The following is a 16,520-nucleotide window of genomic DNA, read 5'->3' on the forward strand; positions in this document are numbered from 1 at the left end:
AGTTGGTGACCTGACTGATGTCGGCGGCCTGCTTGGTGGTATTGGCGGTGGTGAAGGCGGCCCTCTAGGCGCAATTACAGGCATTATCGGTGGCATTACTGGTGGTATCGGCGGTGGCGAAGGCGGTCCTTTAGGTTCAATCACTGACATTATCGGTGGCATTACTGGTGGTATCGGTGGTGGTGAAGGCGGTCCTTTAGGTTCAATCACTGACATCATCGGCGGTATTACGGGTGGCATCGGTGGTGGCGAAGGTGGTCCTTTAGGCGCAATTACAGGCATCATCGGTGGCTTTACAGGCGGTGACCTAGGCAACAATCCTGTTACTGGTGTAATCCAGTCTGGTATTGATGTACTACAAGGTGTCGAAAGCCTGAAAACCGATATTATCAACACCGGTATTAGCACGGTCGGCGGTGCAATTGGTAGCGTACTTCCGGGTGTTCATCCTGTTACGGATCTGACCAATCTTGGTACCCTCACCTTTGAAACTTCTCGCGATACCGTAAACGGCACACTTGAAGCCATTTCTGATCTGGCAGGTGCTGATATTGGTGGGCTGCCGTTCCTTACGGTGTGTGGACATTGATCAAAAGGTTCACGCTTCGGTCTGTTCAACATGCAGTTGGTGACCTGACTGATGTCGGTGGCCTGCTTGGTGGTATTGGCGGTGGTGAAGGCGGCCCTCTAGGCGCAATTACAGGCATTATCGGTGGTATTACGGGTGGTATCGGTGGAGGTGAAGGTGGCCCTTTAGGTTCAATCACTGACATTATTGGCGGTATTACGGGTGGTATCGGCGGTGGTGAAGGCGGCCCTCTAGGCGCAATCACAGGCATCATCGGTGGCATTACAGGCGGTATTGGCGGCGGTGAAGGCGGCCCTTTAGGTTCAATCACTGACATTATCGGCGGAATCACTGGCGGTATCGGTGGCGGCGAAGGTGGTCCTTTAGGTGCAATTACAGGCATCATCGGTGGCATTACGGGCGGTGACCTAGGCAACAATCCAGTTACAGGCGTAATTCAAACTGGTATTGATGTGCTACAAGGTGTCGAAAGCCTGAAAACCGATATTATAAACACCGGTATTAGCACGGTCGGCGGTGCAATTGGTAGCGTGCTTCCGGGTGTTCATCCAGTGACTGATCTGACCAATCTCGGTACCCTCACCTTTGAAACTTCTCGCGATACCGTTAACGGCACACTTGAAGCCATTTCTGATCTGGCAGGTGCTGATATTGGTGGCGCTGCCGGTTCGCTTACAGGTGTGGTAGGTACATTGATTAACAATGGTTCCACTGCTTCTGGTCTGGTTCAACACGCAGTTGGTGACCTGACTGATGTTGGTGGCCTGCTTGGTGGCATCACGGGTGGTATCGGTGGTGGTGATGGTGGTCCTCTAGGCGCAATCACAGGCATTATCGGTGGTATTACGGGTGGTATCGGTGGGGGCGAAGGCGGTCCTCTAGGTTCGATTACTGACATTATCGGTGGAATCACTGGCGGTATAGGCGGCGGTGACGGCAGTCCTTTAGGCTCAATCACTGACATCATCGGTGGCATTACTGGCGGTATCGGCGGTGGCGAAAGTGGTCCTCTAGGTTCGATCACTGACATTATCGGCGGTATTACAGGTGGTATCGGTGGTGGTGAAGGCGGCCCTCTAGGTTCGATCACTGACATCATCGGTGGCATTACAGGTGGTATCAGCGGCGGTGTAAATAGCGGAGATATTATTTCTGGCATTGCTCAACCGATTCAGACCGTAATCAGTAATGGAAATGTGACGATTGATAGCTTGCAAGATCATGTCAGCACACTGTTCAGTGACGGTTCATTTGACGGTATTAATAACCTCATCAGTGTAAGTGCTGGCAATGGTGATTATAGTATTGATGGAAGTATCGATGGCATCTTGGATGCATTGACGGGTACTGTATCTTCAGGCATTGCTGTTGGCGAACCAAATCCAAATAGTGGTGCTTTAACAGATCTTGTTTCACTGCAATCTCCACTCAACAATCTTACAGATCATCTCTTCAGCTCTGTAAATCACTTCTAAATAGATCAAATAAAAAAGCCGCTGATCAGCGGCTTTTTTATATTTCTAATATTTATGATCTACGATCCGTAAAATTCAGGCACAAAAAAACCGCAATTAAGCGGTTTCTTCACTTTAAGTTGGTGCGCTCAGAGAGATTCGAACTCCCGACCCCTTAGTTCGTAGCCAAGTGCTCTATCCAGCTGAGCTATGAGCGCATTACTTATCTGCCTATTCAGGCGTGTGTTACTTTAAATCTTTACTTGGTGCGCTCAGAGAGATTCGAACTCCCGACCCCTTAGTTCGTAGCCAAGTGCTCTATCCAGCTGAGCTATGAGCGCCTTAAGTAAAGTGGCGGTGAGAGAGGGATTCGAACCCTCGATACAGTTACCCGTATGCATCCTTAGCAGGGATGTGGTTTCAGCCACTCACCCATCTCACCGTAACACGAGCGCAATAATACAAACTAAAACCACATTACACAAGGGATGTTCCTATTTTTTTCCACTATTTCAGCTCAATCAAATACTTTTTAATCAATTTTCGTATTTTTTCAGCATTTTTTAGTTCTACGCTTGTTAATATAGCGTTATCTCCTTTATTTGGATCGGGCCAATAAACAGAATCTTGCAATCTTTGACGTGCAGTTAGAGTTTGAATGACTTATGCTAAACCGATCTGCCAGATGTGAAATGAAACGATATGACTAAAAATTGGGCCGATCCCGAAGCAAAAGCAGAAGCGCAACGTTACGATAATCCTATTCCTAGCCGAACTCTTATTTTAACTACATTAGAACAATTAAAAGCTGCACAGTCTCATGCAGAACTGGTTGACCACTTCAATATCCCCGATCAGAAAAGTATTGATGCATTAAATCATCGTTTAAGTGCGATGGTGCGTGATGGGCAATTGATGAAGGATGGATTCAAATACCAGCCTGCAACCGATTTACCGAGCCATGAAGCCACGGTCTATATCAATAGTAAAGGTTTGGGGACTGCCAACATTGCAGGTCAGGATGATGTGCTCCTGCCTGAACGCGAATTACGTCTGGTCTTTAATGGCGATCGCGTTAAAGTCCGCCAGACCTCCGTTGACCGTAAAGGTAAAGCTTGGGGCTTTATTACCGAAGTGGTACAACGCCGGGTTAAACAGATTATTGGTAAAGTGGCTGAGCATGAAGGTGAATATTTTATTCAACCGGGCAATCCCAATCAGCATCAACCGATTACCTTAGAAAAAGAATTGATTGAACATGCCAATGCCAAAGTGGGCGATATGCTACGCGTGGCTATTGATGACTACCCGACCCGTGAAGAACTGGCGACCGGGCATGTGGTGCAGTCGATGGCGGATAAAGCCGATACAGAAATCATTATTCCGCAGACCATTCTAGAATTTGGTTTGCCTTATGAATTTCCAGAAGCTGTGATTAAGGAAGCCGAAAGCTTTAAAGAACCTTCTGAACAGGATCGTAAAGGTCGTGTTGATTTGCGTGATTTACCCCTCGTGACGATCGATGGTGAAGATGCACGCGACTTCGATGATGCAGTATTTGCAGAAAAACGTGCAGGTGGTGGTTATCGTGTGGTGGTCGCGATTGCCGATGTGAGCCATTACGTCCGTTTAGATTCACCTTTAAATGAAGAAGCTGAAGAGCGTGGGACCTCGGTTTATTTCCCGCACTTCGTGTTACCGATGCTGCCCGAAGCCTTATCCAATGGTCTATGTTCTTTAAATCCGCATGTAGACCGTCTGTGTATGGTCTGTGATTTAAAGCTGTCACGTGCCGGTAAAGTGACAGGTTATGAGTTCTACCCTGCGGTGATGCATTCCAAGGCACGGTTGACCTATACCCAAGTCGGCCAGTATTTTGAAGGTGCCACAGATGCCATCCCGGCAGATAAAACCATTCATAAATCATTAAACACTTTATTCCAGCTTTACCAAACGCTGAAAGAGTTACGTGCCAAACGTCATGCAATGGAGTTTGAAACCATTGAAACCTACATGACTTTTGATGAGCTAGGCGGAATCAAGGAAATCTTGCCACGTACCCGTAATGATGCGCATAAACTGATTGAAGAATGTATGTTGCTGGCCAACGTTGCCGCAGCAGAGTATTCATTAGAGCATGACATTCCGATGTTGTATCGTGTGCATGAAGCACCCGAGTTCTCCCGCATCCAAAAAGTGCGTGATTTCGTCAAATTACTAGGCTTACCGTTCCCTGAACAGCCAACTCAGGCCGACTACCAAGCTGTGATTGAAGCGACCAAAGATCGTCTGGATGCACCAAGTATTCATGCAGTACTGTTACGTTCAATGATGCAAGCCTATTATGGTGCGAACAATGCGGGACATTACGGTCTGGCTTATGAAGCCTATACGCATTTCACTTCGCCAATTCGTCGTTATCCGGATTTATTGTTACACCGTGCGATTAAGGCTTATCTTGATAAGAAACCTTACCCACTTTCAGGTGCAGCATTAGATGATGCGGGTGAGCATTTCTCACAAACTGAACGTCGTGCCGATGAAGCATCACGCAGCGTCACCACCTGGTTGAAATGCCATTATATGCAACAGCATTTGGGTGACGAGTTTATCGGCGTGATTAGCGCAGTAACCGAGTTCGGCCTGTTTGTCACCCTCAAAGACTTGTATGTGGATGGCATGATTCATGTGAGTCAGCTCGGTGAAGACTTCTTCCTGTATGATCAGGCCAGCCAAAGCCTCATCGGTCAGAATCGTGGTCAATCATTTAGCCTTGGTGATGAAGTCAAGATTCAAGTGGCAGGCGTGAATCTGGAAGAACGTAAAATTGACTTCCAGTTGGTTCAGCAATTAACCCATCTCGGCCGTGTGATTCGCCAGAAAGCACCTCGTACTGCGAATCCTTCTAGTCCGAATCGTGCGTCAACAACTGAAGAAGTATTTGGCAAAGCACCTTCATCGATGAAAGCTAAAGTCAGTGAAGACGGCGAAAAGCCTGTACGCAAGAAAAAGGATAAGAACAAACCAAGTTCTTATAGTAAAAAGCCAGCTAAAAAAGCAGCTGCTAAGCCTGAAACGAAAGAGAAGGCCAAAAAGAAAGTGAAAAAGAAAAAGTCGAATGCGAAAGCAAAGGCTGAGTAATTTATAATGGCTTTAGGGTTAACACCTTAAAGCCATTCACTTTATAACTGTTAATATCATGAAAATATTTTTAATCCTCTTTTTACTCTTACATTCATCCCAGTTATTGGCACAAACTGAAAAAATTATCTCTTCGACATCTAAAGAAATGCACCTAGATATTCCCGTATTTTCTCTTTTTTCAGACTTTTCCAAGATTCAATCTGAATTCCCCCTGCAAGAATACAGCCCCAATAAAAACTTTATTCAGGAATCAAAATATTATTTTTTTGAAGCTGAACTTGTTGATATTAAATTAACCGAGTGGAAGGGAAAGTTGCATGAAATCAATTACAGTCTTAAAACAGAAGATCCTGTTCAATTGAGAAAAATTCAAAAATATCTTTTCGAGCATTATAAAAAAAATTTCGAATGGGAACTAACTGTTGATAATGGATTTGGTAAATTCTATGAAAATTCCAATAAATCAATTTTAGGGATATATACTTATTCTTTTGAGCCTACAATCTCTTTTCTTTCAAATGAATTAAGAGTAGAGGAAACAAAAAGACGCTTTCCTGATTCAAATGAGTGATACACATGCAAAACTCAAAAATATTTTATTAGCCTTGATTTCTCTCCCGCTAAGCCCTACATCTATAACTATGTTTAGAAATGATATGGCAAAAATACAATGACACTACAGCAAGCGACACTTCCCACTCCCCAGTTTGATCAGATTCAACTTGCCGACTTAAAACAACAGATCGAACAAACGATTCAAAACGGTCAAGTCTTCCTGAATCAACTTAATGAGGTTCCACAAGGCACCGAAGCACAACTGGCGACATTGAGTGAAGTCGATCAGCTTGAAAATAATATGAGTGAGTCTTGGGGCATTTTGTCGCATCTCAATGCTGTGATGAACAATGCCGAAACCCGTGAAGTGTATCAGGCCCTGTTACCAAGTTTAAGCGAATACTACACCCAGCTTGGACAACACACGGCGTTATATCAAACCTATCAACAGATTCATGATAGCCCTGCATTTCAAACACTCAGTGAAGCCCAACAAAGTGCTATTAAGCTCGCACTTCGTGACTTTAAACTGTCTGGTGTGGCTCTCGAAGGCGAAGCGAAAAAACGTTATGCAGAAATTTCGGCACGTTTATCGCAGTTATCTTCGGACTTCTCCAATCATGTGCTTGATGCAACCCAGGCCTACTTTAAGCCTTTAACAGAAGCACAGCTCAAAGGCCTACCGCAAAGCAGCGTTGAACTGTTAAAACAATACGGACAACAGCGTGAGCTTGAACAGGCTGTTGCCACACTCGACTTCCCTGCCTATTTTGCAATTATGACCTATGCCGAGGATCGTGAACTAAGAGAAGAGCTGTATAAGGCCTATGTTACCCGCGCATCTGAGCAGTCTGACAAGACTGAATTTGATAATACCCCAGTGATGGAAGAAATCCTGAGCTTACGTCAGGAAATGGCACAACTGCTGGGTTTCAATAATTTCGCTGAATATTCACTGGCCAGCAAAATGGCACCTGATGTCGAAACGGTGGATAAATTTCTGGTCGATCTGGCAGAACATGCGCGCACCCCAGCACTGGCTGAAATTGCAGAGCTTAAGACCATTGCACAACAAGATGGCATTGAAGAACTTAAACCGTGGGATGCAACCTATTATTCTGAAAAGTTGAAACAACAACAATTCAACCTTTCTCAAGAGGCGCTAAAGCCATATTTCCCTGCACCAAAAGTAGTACAAGGTTTATTCCAGATCGTGCAACGCCTGTACGGTATCCAGATCGTCGAACGTCAGGCAGCCGTTTGGCAGGATGATGTGCGCTATTTTGAAATTGAAGATCAAGGCCAAGTGGTCGGTGGTTTCTATTTCGATTTATATGCCCGCAATGGCAAACGTGGTGGTGCATGGATGAGCGGCTTCCGTTCCCGCGTACAAACCACCAATGGTCTGCAAAAACCGATTTGCTACATGGTCTGTAACTTTACTCCACCGATTGGCGATCAACCTGCCCTGCTGACCCACGATGAAGTGATTACCTTATTCCATGAATTCGGACACGGCTTACACCACATGCTTACCGAAGTGGATAACATCTCGGTTGCAGGTACACATGGCGTGGCGTGGGATGCAGTGGAATTACCAAGTCAGTTCATGGAATTCTGGGCGTGGGACAATGAAAGTCTGGATGTCCTGAGTGAACATACCGAAACCAAACAAACCCTGCCGCAAGAACTGCTATCAGCATTATTAAATGCACGTTTCTTCCAGTCTGGTATGCAAACCCTACGTCAGATTGAATTTGCGCTGTTTGACCTGACCATTCACCGCCAAGCTCCAGCTTTAAACAGCCAGCAAATTCAGGAAACGCTGGACGAGATTCGCCATAAGTTTGCCGTTGTTCCTGCCGTACCTTATAACCGTTTCCAGCACAGTTTCAGTCATATTTTCGCGGGTGGCTATGCTGCGGGCTACTACTCATATAAATGGGCAGAAGTTTTAGCCAGTGATGCCTTTGACCGTTTCGAAAGCGAAGGTATTTTTAATACCGAGACTGGAAAAGAGTTTAGAAAGTTTATTCTAGCAGTTGGCGGAAAAGATACAGCACTTGATGCGTTTCGCAATTTCCGAAAAAGAGAGCCTAAAATAGATGCGTTATTACGTCATCAAGGTTGGACGAACACAGATAAAACCGCTTAAACTATGTCATTATTATTCACAGGGTGTAATTAACTGACATGAAAAGACAATTCATCGCGGGTGCAAAATGTCCCAAATGTGGAGCGTTAGATCGTGTGGTTAAGATCATCACTGTGGATGACGAGTGGATTGAATGTATCGAATGTGCTTACAGCGAAAAACGCCCGACCCACGTGGAAGAGCAACAACCCGCTGAGCCAGATGAAATTGGGGTGATACAGTTCAAACCTCGTCATTTTGACTAGAAAGGTTAAAAATGATGTCCACATATCCAACTGAAAATTCCAGATTATTATGGATGATCATCGGTGGAATAAGTGTTGTTGTGGTTCTGTTCCTTGCTGTCCAATGGTTTTTAGCACAAAAAGATCAGCAATCGACAACAACACCAACTCAACCTGCAGCGCAGACCGCTGTTACCACGTCTCAACCAGACCCTGCTGTCAGCAATGAAACCGTGACTGCGGAAAATGAGTCTGTAGAGCCGATTAAGCTGGTTGAAGAATCGATTATTAAAGCGCCGCTTCCAACCAATGACAGTCTGGCCAAGGAAGAAATTGCCAAACTGGATGATATTCACCTGCAACTTCAAGACCAGCAACATGAGCTTAAGCAGCAACATGAAGATGTTGATCAAATGCTTAAACTGAAGGAAGAGCAGATCAAGTTATTAGAAGCGCAACTTGCTGCCCAGAATCACTCTTGAAACCGAACAAGCTTTAACTTTCGTTAAAGCTTTTTTATTGCTGAACGTTTTAATCTAAAATTTGTTCAGAACGCGATTTCAACTGAACTGGTTTCTGAATCGTTTGCGCAATCAAGATTCCCACCAAAGTCAAACCACCACCAATATAATGGAACATTTGCAAATGTTCGCCGAGTAGGGCTACTGCAATCAAGGCAGTAAATAAAGGCAACAGGTTCATAAAGATACTGTTGCGATTCGGTCCTAAATGTCGGACCCCTTCAATCCATAAATAAGACAACAACACCGATGAGAAAATGCTGGCATAAACAATCAGCGGAATGGTTTGCTGATTTAACTGTATATCTTGGGCGGGTAAAAACACAAAGAATGGCAAGACATATAAAATTGCAAAGCTGGATTGGACGAAATTCGATTGCCAGGCCGGAATCGGCATTTTCCAGCGTTTTAATAACACCCCATATAAAGCATAGCCTGCTGCTGCAACCAGCATCAAGCCATCGCCGAGATGTACGCCCTGCCCCCATACATTGCGAATACTGCCATGACCCAATAAATATAAAATGCCATAAAAAGACAGTGCGCCGCCGAATAACATGCCATAGCTGATCCGATCTTTGAGCATCACGCTACTCAAGATCATGGTGAGTAATGGAATCAAGGCGGTGACAATCGCCATATTGGTTGCCGTGGTCGTCGCTGCGGCCTGATAGGATAAGAACTGAAATAATGACACCGACAAGAAACCGCCCAATGCCAATTGCTTCCAGTATTGCTGGATGGTGTGGCGGTTTTTCCAGACCGGAATCAATACAAAGGTACTCATCACCGCGAGCGCCAGTACCAGACGATAAAAGGTAATTGCCACAGGAGAAATGGCATGACTGGCCATTTTGGACACCACCACATTGCCTGCCCAAAATAAAATGGCGAACAATGGATAAAAATAAGCTTTCTGAAACATAATCAAAACCTGTACATAGCCGTACCGATCATGCTAAAAAATAATCACTTTATAGTTGCTCGATAAAAAGACGACAACTATCGCAAAAAGGACAAATTATTTTGGGTTTAGCTGAGTATGGGAAAAAACTTTAAACATGGTTTTTTGGATTATCCGGTCTATGCCTTCTCGGAGAATTATCCGCATGGCCATATTGAAGACTGGCATAGCCATGACCGTATCCAGTTAATCCATACCCTGACTGGCGTGATTCGGGTACAAACCCATGAAGGCATCTGGATTACACCGCCTGGAAGAGGCGTCTGGATACCTGCCCAAAAACCGCATGCGCTACTGAGCAGTGGTGAAGTTAAAGCAAGAGGCGTTTTTATTGAAAGCTCAACTCAAAAGGATCTCCCAGACCAATGTCGCGTGGTGGCAATTCCAGCGTTATTACGTGAATTGATCAGTAGTGCGATGCATATACAAAGCCATATTCAACCAGCTAGTCGCAATGAAAGGCTGCTACAGCTAATTCTGGACGAAGTGCGTCTCCTACCCGCACTGGCTTTTAATTTACCCGAACCCCAAAGCCCCAAACTCCAGCAGTTATGCCAGCGCATTAAAGAAAATCTGGCTTTAGAATGGAGTCTGGAACAAAGTGCGCAACACTTACATATCAGCACTAAAACGCTGGCACGTCATTTTCAAAAAGAAACTGGCCTACATTTTTCCCATTGGGTTCGGCAGGCAAAACTGATGCAGGCCATGATTGATTTAGCCATGTATAAACCCGTGCTGAATGTGGCCTTAGATTTAGGCTATGAGAGTCCCAGTGCCTTTAGTGCCATGTTTAAACGTGAAACTGGCATGACACCGAGTGATTATCTGAAACAATTTTCTGATCACATCTTTTGATGTGTATCAAGCAGTCCTATTAGAAAAATACATTCCCTTCACTTCCGCACAGGCATAAAATAAGCCCAAATTCTCGATACTGCCCTGGTTATGGATACTCCCCAAACGAATCGCAATCTCTTTGTGGCGATTGGTTGCCTAACGATTTCTGCACTACTTTTCTCTGTAATGGGTATTTGTATTCGTTATGCTTCTCATACGGTCGATAATTACACCATTGTGTTTTTCCGTAATGTGGTGGGGCTGATCCTGTTTCTGCCTTTTATTTTTAAGCAAGGCATTGGATTTGTAAAAACGGAAAAACTGTGGATGCATACCTGGCGCAGTATTGTTGGCCTTGCTGCCATGTATGGCTTCTTCTATGCCATCGCACATCTGAAACTCTCCAATGCCATGGTATTTACCTATTCTTCGCCGATTTTTATTCCTTTAATTGCTTGGTTATTCCTGAAAGAAAAAGTTACCACGGCGATGCTATGCGCTGCAGGGCTGGGATTTATTGGCGTATTCTGTGTGGCAAAACCCGATCAAGGTTTATTAAACTGGATCTCCATTGTCGGCATCAGTTCAAGTCTATTGGCCTCTATGGCCTTTGTCACCGTTCGTGCCCTGACCCAAACCGAACCACCTGAACGGATCGTATTTTATTTCTGCCTGATTGGTTCCCTGCTTTCGGTGATTCCGATGTTCTGGGTATGGCGACCTTATCATTTGCATGAGTTATTTTTCCTGATCGCGGCAGGTGTCCTAGCCAATGTCAGCCAGATTTTTATGTCACATGCCTACCGTCTTGCCCCTGCTGGACAGATTGCCCCTGTGAATTATATTGCGATTATCTTCGCCGGAATCTGGGGCTTTTTACTCTGGAATGAAGTGCCAGATTTATACAGTGTGATGGGTTTCGGCATTATTTTATTGGCAATTTTATTATGCAGTCCGCTGATCCAAAGCAAAAAGCAGACTTAATAAATAAAAATAAAGACATTAAAAAAGCACCCGAAGGTGCTTTTTTAATTTTCGCTATTAGTGTTTATACCAGCCAAACATCTGGAAGATATACGGTGCATAGGTCACCAGCACCAACGATGAGAACAATACGATAATCGGCAATAACCAACGTTCATAACGGAAGTAGAAACTGGTGTATTTCTCTTTCGCTTCCCTGTCAGCAGCCGAGACCTCCTCATCCCCGACGGAGAGTCGTGTCAGCAAGTGGTTCAAGGCAACCGGTGGCGTTACATAACCAAATTCGAAGGCGACTAGTACAATCATCCAGAAGTGGATCGGATAAATACCATTCTCATAGGCCACAGGTGCAACCGTTGCCGCCACCAGAATCACCGCACCGAATGGATCGGTGGTCATCCCAATAATCGCCAGTAACAGTGCAATAAAGGCAAGTGAAATATAGATATTGCCCAAGTGTGTTGGTAATAATTCCACCACTTCAGCACGTTCGATTAAGCCACCGACGCTTGCAGACAAGGCCATTAGCAGAATCAACGCACCGATATGTCCAACTGTTTCTGAGGTTGCAAAACGTAATGCACCACCAAAACCAAAGTGCTTACCGCCATGTGGATCATGAGACTTGAGGAACTCAGATTTTTTCTCGTGTTCACGAACCAGTGCTTCATGCTTAGGATCAATCACAGGCGCTGGCGCCATTTTTGATGCGAAGAGCTTGTCAAACAAGATCATTGCAATCAACACCAACGGTAAAATCATTGGTGCAGTGAATTCATTAATAGATGTATCTAAAGCCAGCTTATAGAACATCACGACAGCAAAACCGATAATCACATAAGGAATGACAGGGACACATGCACGCAACATGCCCGGTACCGCAACTTTAGGTGAATTCACACGGAATTTTTCTTCGGCAAGAATCAATGAAACACCGAGGAAAATAAACGCAGTTAACCAGAAGACATAGATACCGTGATCAAATAATTCGGTAGAAGTCACATGACGGCTGTCGAGCATTGAAATCAGGATCACCAGCAAGCATGGGCGAATCACTACACCTAAAGAGCCTGACATTGCCGATACAGCCAATGCATATTGACGACGCGCGCCGGAGTTCCAGACTTCCTTATAAATGATTGCGCCGGCCGCAATTACGAAAATCCCAGAAGCGCCGGTATAAGCGGTTGGAATCGCTGCTGCAATCAGAATCAACCAGGTTAAAGTTTCCGGTGCCAGATTCCATGGACGTAGGATATTTAAGAATAAATCCATCACACGGGTTTGGGTGAGTAACATACCAGCCCAGATAAACAGTGCAAGATTCAGGAAAATACCTGAGAATTCCACCAGAATACCCAAGTAGATCCCTTGCCCCATTGGATAGTCCATGAAGAAGGTAAATACAATACCGGTCACTAGCGACATGAACGCGTACAGTGGAACGCTGAGTAAGGCTAAACCAAAATTACCCTTCGGCTGAGCCGTCTTCGGTATAAAGATAAACTGAAAGATACTGATAATGGTCAGGGAGACAAATAATGCAATCCACAACCAGTACAAGACCGCCGTTTTCCCTGCAACTTCAACCCCAGAATTCAGTACAGAATGATATTGGCTAACCACTGAGTAGCTCAGTAAGGCATTCCCCGCTACCATCAGGGCTGAATAGACACGAAAGTCAATTTTGGTTTTTGGTGCACGTAAACCAATATGGTGGTAACGCAATGATGCTGTAATTGAAGCAAACAACACCATAACCAGCAGAATTACAGTCTGGTTTTCAGAACCTAATTTGAAGATTCCAAAGAAAGTGGTTTCAACTTTGCGATAAGTACGAATACTTGGATGCGCTTCCAAGTGCTTCATAGCTTTATCATAGAATTGATATTTTTCTTCACACTGCTGTTGGGCTGCTAATAAAGACGCACGCACATCAGCCTCAGAAGCTGCTCCGAACATGCTGGCAAATTCATCAGCAGCATTGGCTTTCATTTGCGCCTGAACTTGTGCCTCAATATTCGGATGTCGATCGCAAGATGGTTTTTCAGGCTCTGCCCGCAAAAACGAATATTGCATCCCTGTTGTTTGATCACCATAGAGACGCTCCCCCATCCGAAGCATCTGACCGTGAATCATTTCACCTGTCCCAATAAGCAAAGTCATTAGCAACAAGGCAAGAATAATGAATGTGGATATCCAGTCATTCCAGATATAGCCTAACCGGGCCAATCCAGTCTTTTTCTCTTGATCATTTTGCATGTCTATTCCAATTTATTGTTATCAACATCCATCCAAAGATGTTGAATCATGCGCTGTCCATGGTTGATAGATAAATGAATTTACCCTTTAAATCACCAATCCCTTTTAAACCGCTTAAATTTGCAGCAAACTTTTTAAAAAAAGAATGACTGCAATCACTTTTTTGTTGGTTGTTTTTATCAATTTACTCACTTAAGTTTTTCTTGGCATGACCGGATTTATAAACTTTATTGCTTAAAAATAGCTTACTCATTTACCCCTGTATGGCTAACTGACTTTAATCACTTGCCATCCAAATTTTCAGTCTGTTGATACCCTGCTTATCGGCCTTTCTTACTATTATGTTCATCCTCTATAACTTGCAGGACGGTATTCATCTTTTGGTTAGTGCCGTTTCATTCACCTTATTATTTAATCAATATCATAGCAACAATCATTTTATAAATTATAACTGCCCAAAAAAACAGGTACCGAGCGGTACCTGTTTTTTAGCTTAGCTATACCAGCCAAATAACTTCAAGGCGTAAGGCACATAAGCAATGATTAATATAGCTGGTACCATCACGAGTAATGGTAAGATCCAGCGCTCATAACGATAGTAAAAGGATAAATGTCGGACTTCTGCATCAGCCTCTGCCACTTCTGCATCACCAATCGACTGTCTTGCTAACAGGTGATTCAATGCCACTGGTGGCGTTACATAGCCAAGTTCAAATCCGATCAATGCAATCATCCAGAAATGTACAGGGTCGATCCCGTATTGATAAGCGACAGGTGCCACAGTTGCGGTAATCAGGATGACCGCACCAAATGGATCCATAATCATACCCACAAAAATCATCAGCAATACAATCAGGGTAATGACCACATATGTACTGTTAATATCTTGCGGGAAAGTCTCCATGATATGAATCTGCTCCAGGAATCCGCCGACACTGACTGAAAGTGCCATCAAGATCACCAAAGCCCCGATATGCCCTACTGTCTCGCTCGTCGACAAATGTAAAGCTTTTCCAAAAGAAACACGACGTTCCGGATTGCGGGGATCATCTTCCGGATTAATCTGGGGTACCGGTTCAGTTCCATCTGTAGAGATCGTATAAGATTTCAATGTACTGTCCCAATGCCCTACAGGTGCCAATGGCGCAGGTTCTTTACGCAGCTTATCGAACATAACCATTAACAGCAGAATCACAGGCATCATCACTGGTGCCGTAAACTCGTTTAGATCTGTCGCCAGCGCATGTTTGTAGAACAGCCAGATCAGAATGAAAATCACGATATACGGTGAAACCGGAACAAAGGCACGTAATGATTTAGGTAACGCGAGTTTAAAAGGGGCAATCCTGAATTTCTGTTCTGCAAAGAATAATGCCACCACCAGAAATAGGGTCGAGGTCAGTAGGAAAGTGTACATTCCATATCGATACAGCAGATCAGTCGTCACTTCTTTATTCAAGGAGGCTACGACTACAATTAACAGACATGGACGAAGCACAACACCTAATGAACCCGATAATGCCGTAGCCGCAAGCGCGAACTGACGCCGTCCCCCAGCATTCCAAACCTCTTTATAAATAATCGCACCCGCAGCAATAACAAAAATACCCGAAGCTCCGGTATAGGCTGTAGGTAAAGCAGCGGCAATCAAAATTAACCAGGTCAAGGTTTCAGGAGCCAGATTCCAGGGACGCAGAATATTCAGGAACAGGTCCACAATACGGGTCTGTTTTAACAACATCCCGGCCCAGATGAACAAGGCAAGGTTCAAGAAAATATTGGAGAACTCAACCAGTTGGCCCAAATAAATGCCTTGCCCCATTGGATAATCCATGAAGAAGGTAAATGCAACCCCGGTAATGATGGCCATGTAGGCATATAAAGGGACGCTCAGGAACGCAAGCCCAATATTGCCGCCTTCACGGGTCGGTGTAGGTGACTTGATCAACTGACACAGACTGATTAAGCTCAAAACTGCAAATAAGATCATCCATAACCAATAGATAATCTTCATTTCAGCGGTTACAGGTACGCCTGAGTTCATCACCGAATTATATTGACTGAGCACGGATGAAGTCAGTAAACCATTGCCGAGCAGCATGGCAATGCTATAAATACGGAAATCAATTTTAGTGGCAGGGCTTCTTAAACCGATATGATGTGCTTTCAGTGTGGCACTAATGGCTGCAAATACCACCATGATGACCAAGAACAAGGCACGATTTTCCGTACCAAATTTAAAAATCCCAAAGAAACTGGTTTCAATTTGACGATAGGTACGAACACTTGGATGCGCTTCGATGTGCTTCATGGCCTTGTCGTAGAACTGATATTTTTCCTCACATTGCTGTTGTGCGGCAATGAGAGAAGCACGGACATCAGACTCGGAAGCGACCCCAAACATACTTGCAAATTCATCAGCAGCATTTATTTTCATTTGCTCCTGAACTTGTGCATCAATATTCGGATTTCTATCACAGGTTGGCTTCTCTGGTTCTGCCCGAAGAAATGAATACTGCATGCCGATATCAGGATCACCATACAGGCGTTCGCCCATACGTAATAACTGACCGTGAATCATCTCTCCAGTACCAATAATCAGTGTCATGAGTAACAAGAAGAGAATAACAAAAGTTGATATCCATTCGGTCCAAATATGACTCAGTAGACCTAATCCAGATTTTTTCTGTTGATCATGTTGCATGTCTATTCCAGTTTATTTTTATCAACATCCATCCAAAGATGTTGAATTTCGCAATGTATATGGCTGATAGAGAACTGTTATGATCCTCTTTTTTCACCAATCCCTCTTTATCCCCACCAAATGA

At 44.3% G+C, this 16,520-nt stretch carries 10 protein-coding genes, 3 tRNA genes and 1 pseudogene; 8 read left to right on the forward strand and 6 right to left on the reverse strand.

What is annotated here, in order from left to right; all coding sequences use genetic code 11:
• Positions 1-2,064, forward strand: a pseudogene (locus ACINWC323_RS06440) (beta strand repeat-containing protein); the annotation flags it as partial.
• Between the two features lie 120 nt (positions 2,065-2,184).
• On the opposite strand, the gene ACINWC323_RS06435 reads toward ACINWC323_RS06440, so the two are convergent.
• From ACINWC323_RS06435 to ACINWC323_RS06425, 3 genes are all read right to left on the reverse strand, one after another.
• Positions 2,185-2,261: transfer RNA gene (locus ACINWC323_RS06435), tRNA-Arg, on the reverse strand.
• 46 nt (positions 2,262-2,307) lie between these two features.
• Positions 2,308-2,384: transfer RNA gene (locus ACINWC323_RS06430), tRNA-Arg, on the reverse strand.
• Between the two features lie 11 nt (positions 2,385-2,395).
• Positions 2,396-2,485 (reverse strand) — tRNA-Ser (locus ACINWC323_RS06425).
• A gap of 260 nt (positions 2,486-2,745) precedes the next feature.
• Between ACINWC323_RS06425 and rnr the strand changes: the two genes are divergently transcribed.
• The 5 genes from rnr to ACINWC323_RS06400 all read left to right on the forward strand — a co-directional run bounded on the left by rnr (position 2,746) and on the right by ACINWC323_RS06400 (position 8,603).
• Complete coding sequence (gene rnr / locus ACINWC323_RS06420; protein WP_009513949.1) at positions 2,746-5,184, forward strand: ribonuclease R; 2,439 nt, start codon at positions 2,746-2,748, stop codon at positions 5,182-5,184.
• Positions 5,185-5,242: 58 nt separating this feature from the next.
• The gene (locus ACINWC323_RS06415) at positions 5,243-5,758 is read left to right on the forward strand and encodes a hypothetical protein (RefSeq protein WP_009513856.1); all 516 of its coding nucleotides are present in this window, start codon (positions 5,243-5,245) and stop codon (positions 5,756-5,758) included.
• Positions 5,759-5,857: 99 nt separating this feature from the next.
• Positions 5,858-7,897, forward strand: a complete 2,040-nt coding sequence (locus ACINWC323_RS06410; RefSeq protein ID WP_009513906.1) for a M3 family metallopeptidase — start codon at positions 5,858-5,860, stop codon at positions 7,895-7,897.
• Between the two features lie 38 nt (positions 7,898-7,935).
• Positions 7,936-8,142, forward strand: coding sequence for a YheV family putative metal-binding protein (locus ACINWC323_RS06405; protein WP_004660391.1), 207 nt, complete (start codon positions 7,936-7,938; stop codon positions 8,140-8,142).
• A gap of 11 nt (positions 8,143-8,153) precedes the next feature.
• Positions 8,154-8,603 (forward strand): hypothetical protein, encoded by a 450-nt coding sequence (locus tag ACINWC323_RS06400; RefSeq protein WP_032881604.1) that lies wholly within the window; start codon positions 8,154-8,156, stop codon positions 8,601-8,603.
• 49 nt (positions 8,604-8,652) lie between these two features.
• Here the strand turns inward: ACINWC323_RS06400 and ACINWC323_RS06395 are convergent, their stop codons facing one another.
• A complete protein-coding gene (locus tag ACINWC323_RS06395; RefSeq protein WP_009513799.1) occupies positions 8,653-9,567 on the reverse strand; it encodes a DMT family transporter in 915 nt (304 codons plus the stop codon).
• Positions 9,568-9,684: 117 nt separating this feature from the next.
• Between ACINWC323_RS06395 and ACINWC323_RS06390 the strand changes: the two genes are divergently transcribed.
• Positions 9,685-10,464, forward strand: a complete 780-nt coding sequence (locus ACINWC323_RS06390; protein WP_009513786.1) for an AraC family transcriptional regulator — start codon at positions 9,685-9,687, stop codon at positions 10,462-10,464.
• Between the two features lie 90 nt (positions 10,465-10,554).
• Complete coding sequence (locus tag ACINWC323_RS06385; protein WP_032881606.1) at positions 10,555-11,430, forward strand: DMT family transporter; 876 nt, start codon at positions 10,555-10,557, stop codon at positions 11,428-11,430.
• Between the two features lie 57 nt (positions 11,431-11,487).
• On the opposite strand, the gene ACINWC323_RS06380 is transcribed toward ACINWC323_RS06385, so the two are convergent.
• Positions 11,488-13,692 (reverse strand): TRAP transporter large permease subunit, encoded by a 2,205-nt coding sequence (locus ACINWC323_RS06380; protein WP_009513807.1) that lies wholly within the window; start codon positions 13,690-13,692, stop codon positions 11,488-11,490.
• A gap of 493 nt (positions 13,693-14,185) precedes the next feature.
• Positions 14,186-16,396, reverse strand: a complete 2,211-nt coding sequence (locus ACINWC323_RS06375) for a TRAP transporter large permease subunit (protein WP_009513919.1) — start codon at positions 16,394-16,396, stop codon at positions 14,186-14,188.
• Positions 16,397-16,520: the final 124 nt, after the last annotated feature.

The organism is Acinetobacter sp. WC-323 (assembly GCF_000314615.1).
In the GTDB taxonomy this organism is placed as follows: domain Bacteria; phylum Pseudomonadota; class Gammaproteobacteria; order Pseudomonadales; family Moraxellaceae; genus Acinetobacter; species Acinetobacter courvalinii.

Excerpts from the sequence above, each read along its gene's own strand:
- rnr (WP_009513949.1), top strand. The coding sequence starts at position 2,746 with ATGACTAAAAATTGGGCCGATCCCGAAGCAAAAGCAGAAGCGCAACGT.
- ACINWC323_RS06405 (WP_004660391.1), top strand. The coding sequence starts at position 7,936 with ATGAAAAGACAATTCATCGCGGGTGCAAAATGTCCCAAATGTGGAGCG.
- ACINWC323_RS06395 (WP_009513799.1), bottom strand. The coding sequence starts at position 9,567 with ATGTTTCAGAAAGCTTATTTTTATCCATTGTTCGCCATTTTATTTTGG.
- ACINWC323_RS06415 (WP_009513856.1), top strand. The coding sequence starts at position 5,243 with ATGAAAATATTTTTAATCCTCTTTTTACTCTTACATTCATCCCAGTTA.
- ACINWC323_RS06410 (WP_009513906.1), top strand. The coding sequence starts at position 5,858 with ATGACACTACAGCAAGCGACACTTCCCACTCCCCAGTTTGATCAGATT.
- ACINWC323_RS06375 (WP_009513919.1), bottom strand. The coding sequence starts at position 16,396 with ATGCAACATGATCAACAGAAAAAATCTGGATTAGGTCTACTGAGTCAT.
- ACINWC323_RS06380 (WP_009513807.1), bottom strand. The coding sequence starts at position 13,692 with ATGCAAAATGATCAAGAGAAAAAGACTGGATTGGCCCGGTTAGGCTAT.
- ACINWC323_RS06390 (WP_009513786.1), top strand. The coding sequence starts at position 9,685 with ATGGGAAAAAACTTTAAACATGGTTTTTTGGATTATCCGGTCTATGCC.
- ACINWC323_RS06400 (WP_032881604.1), top strand. The coding sequence starts at position 8,154 with ATGATGTCCACATATCCAACTGAAAATTCCAGATTATTATGGATGATC.
- ACINWC323_RS06385 (WP_032881606.1), top strand. The coding sequence starts at position 10,555 with ATGGATACTCCCCAAACGAATCGCAATCTCTTTGTGGCGATTGGTTGC.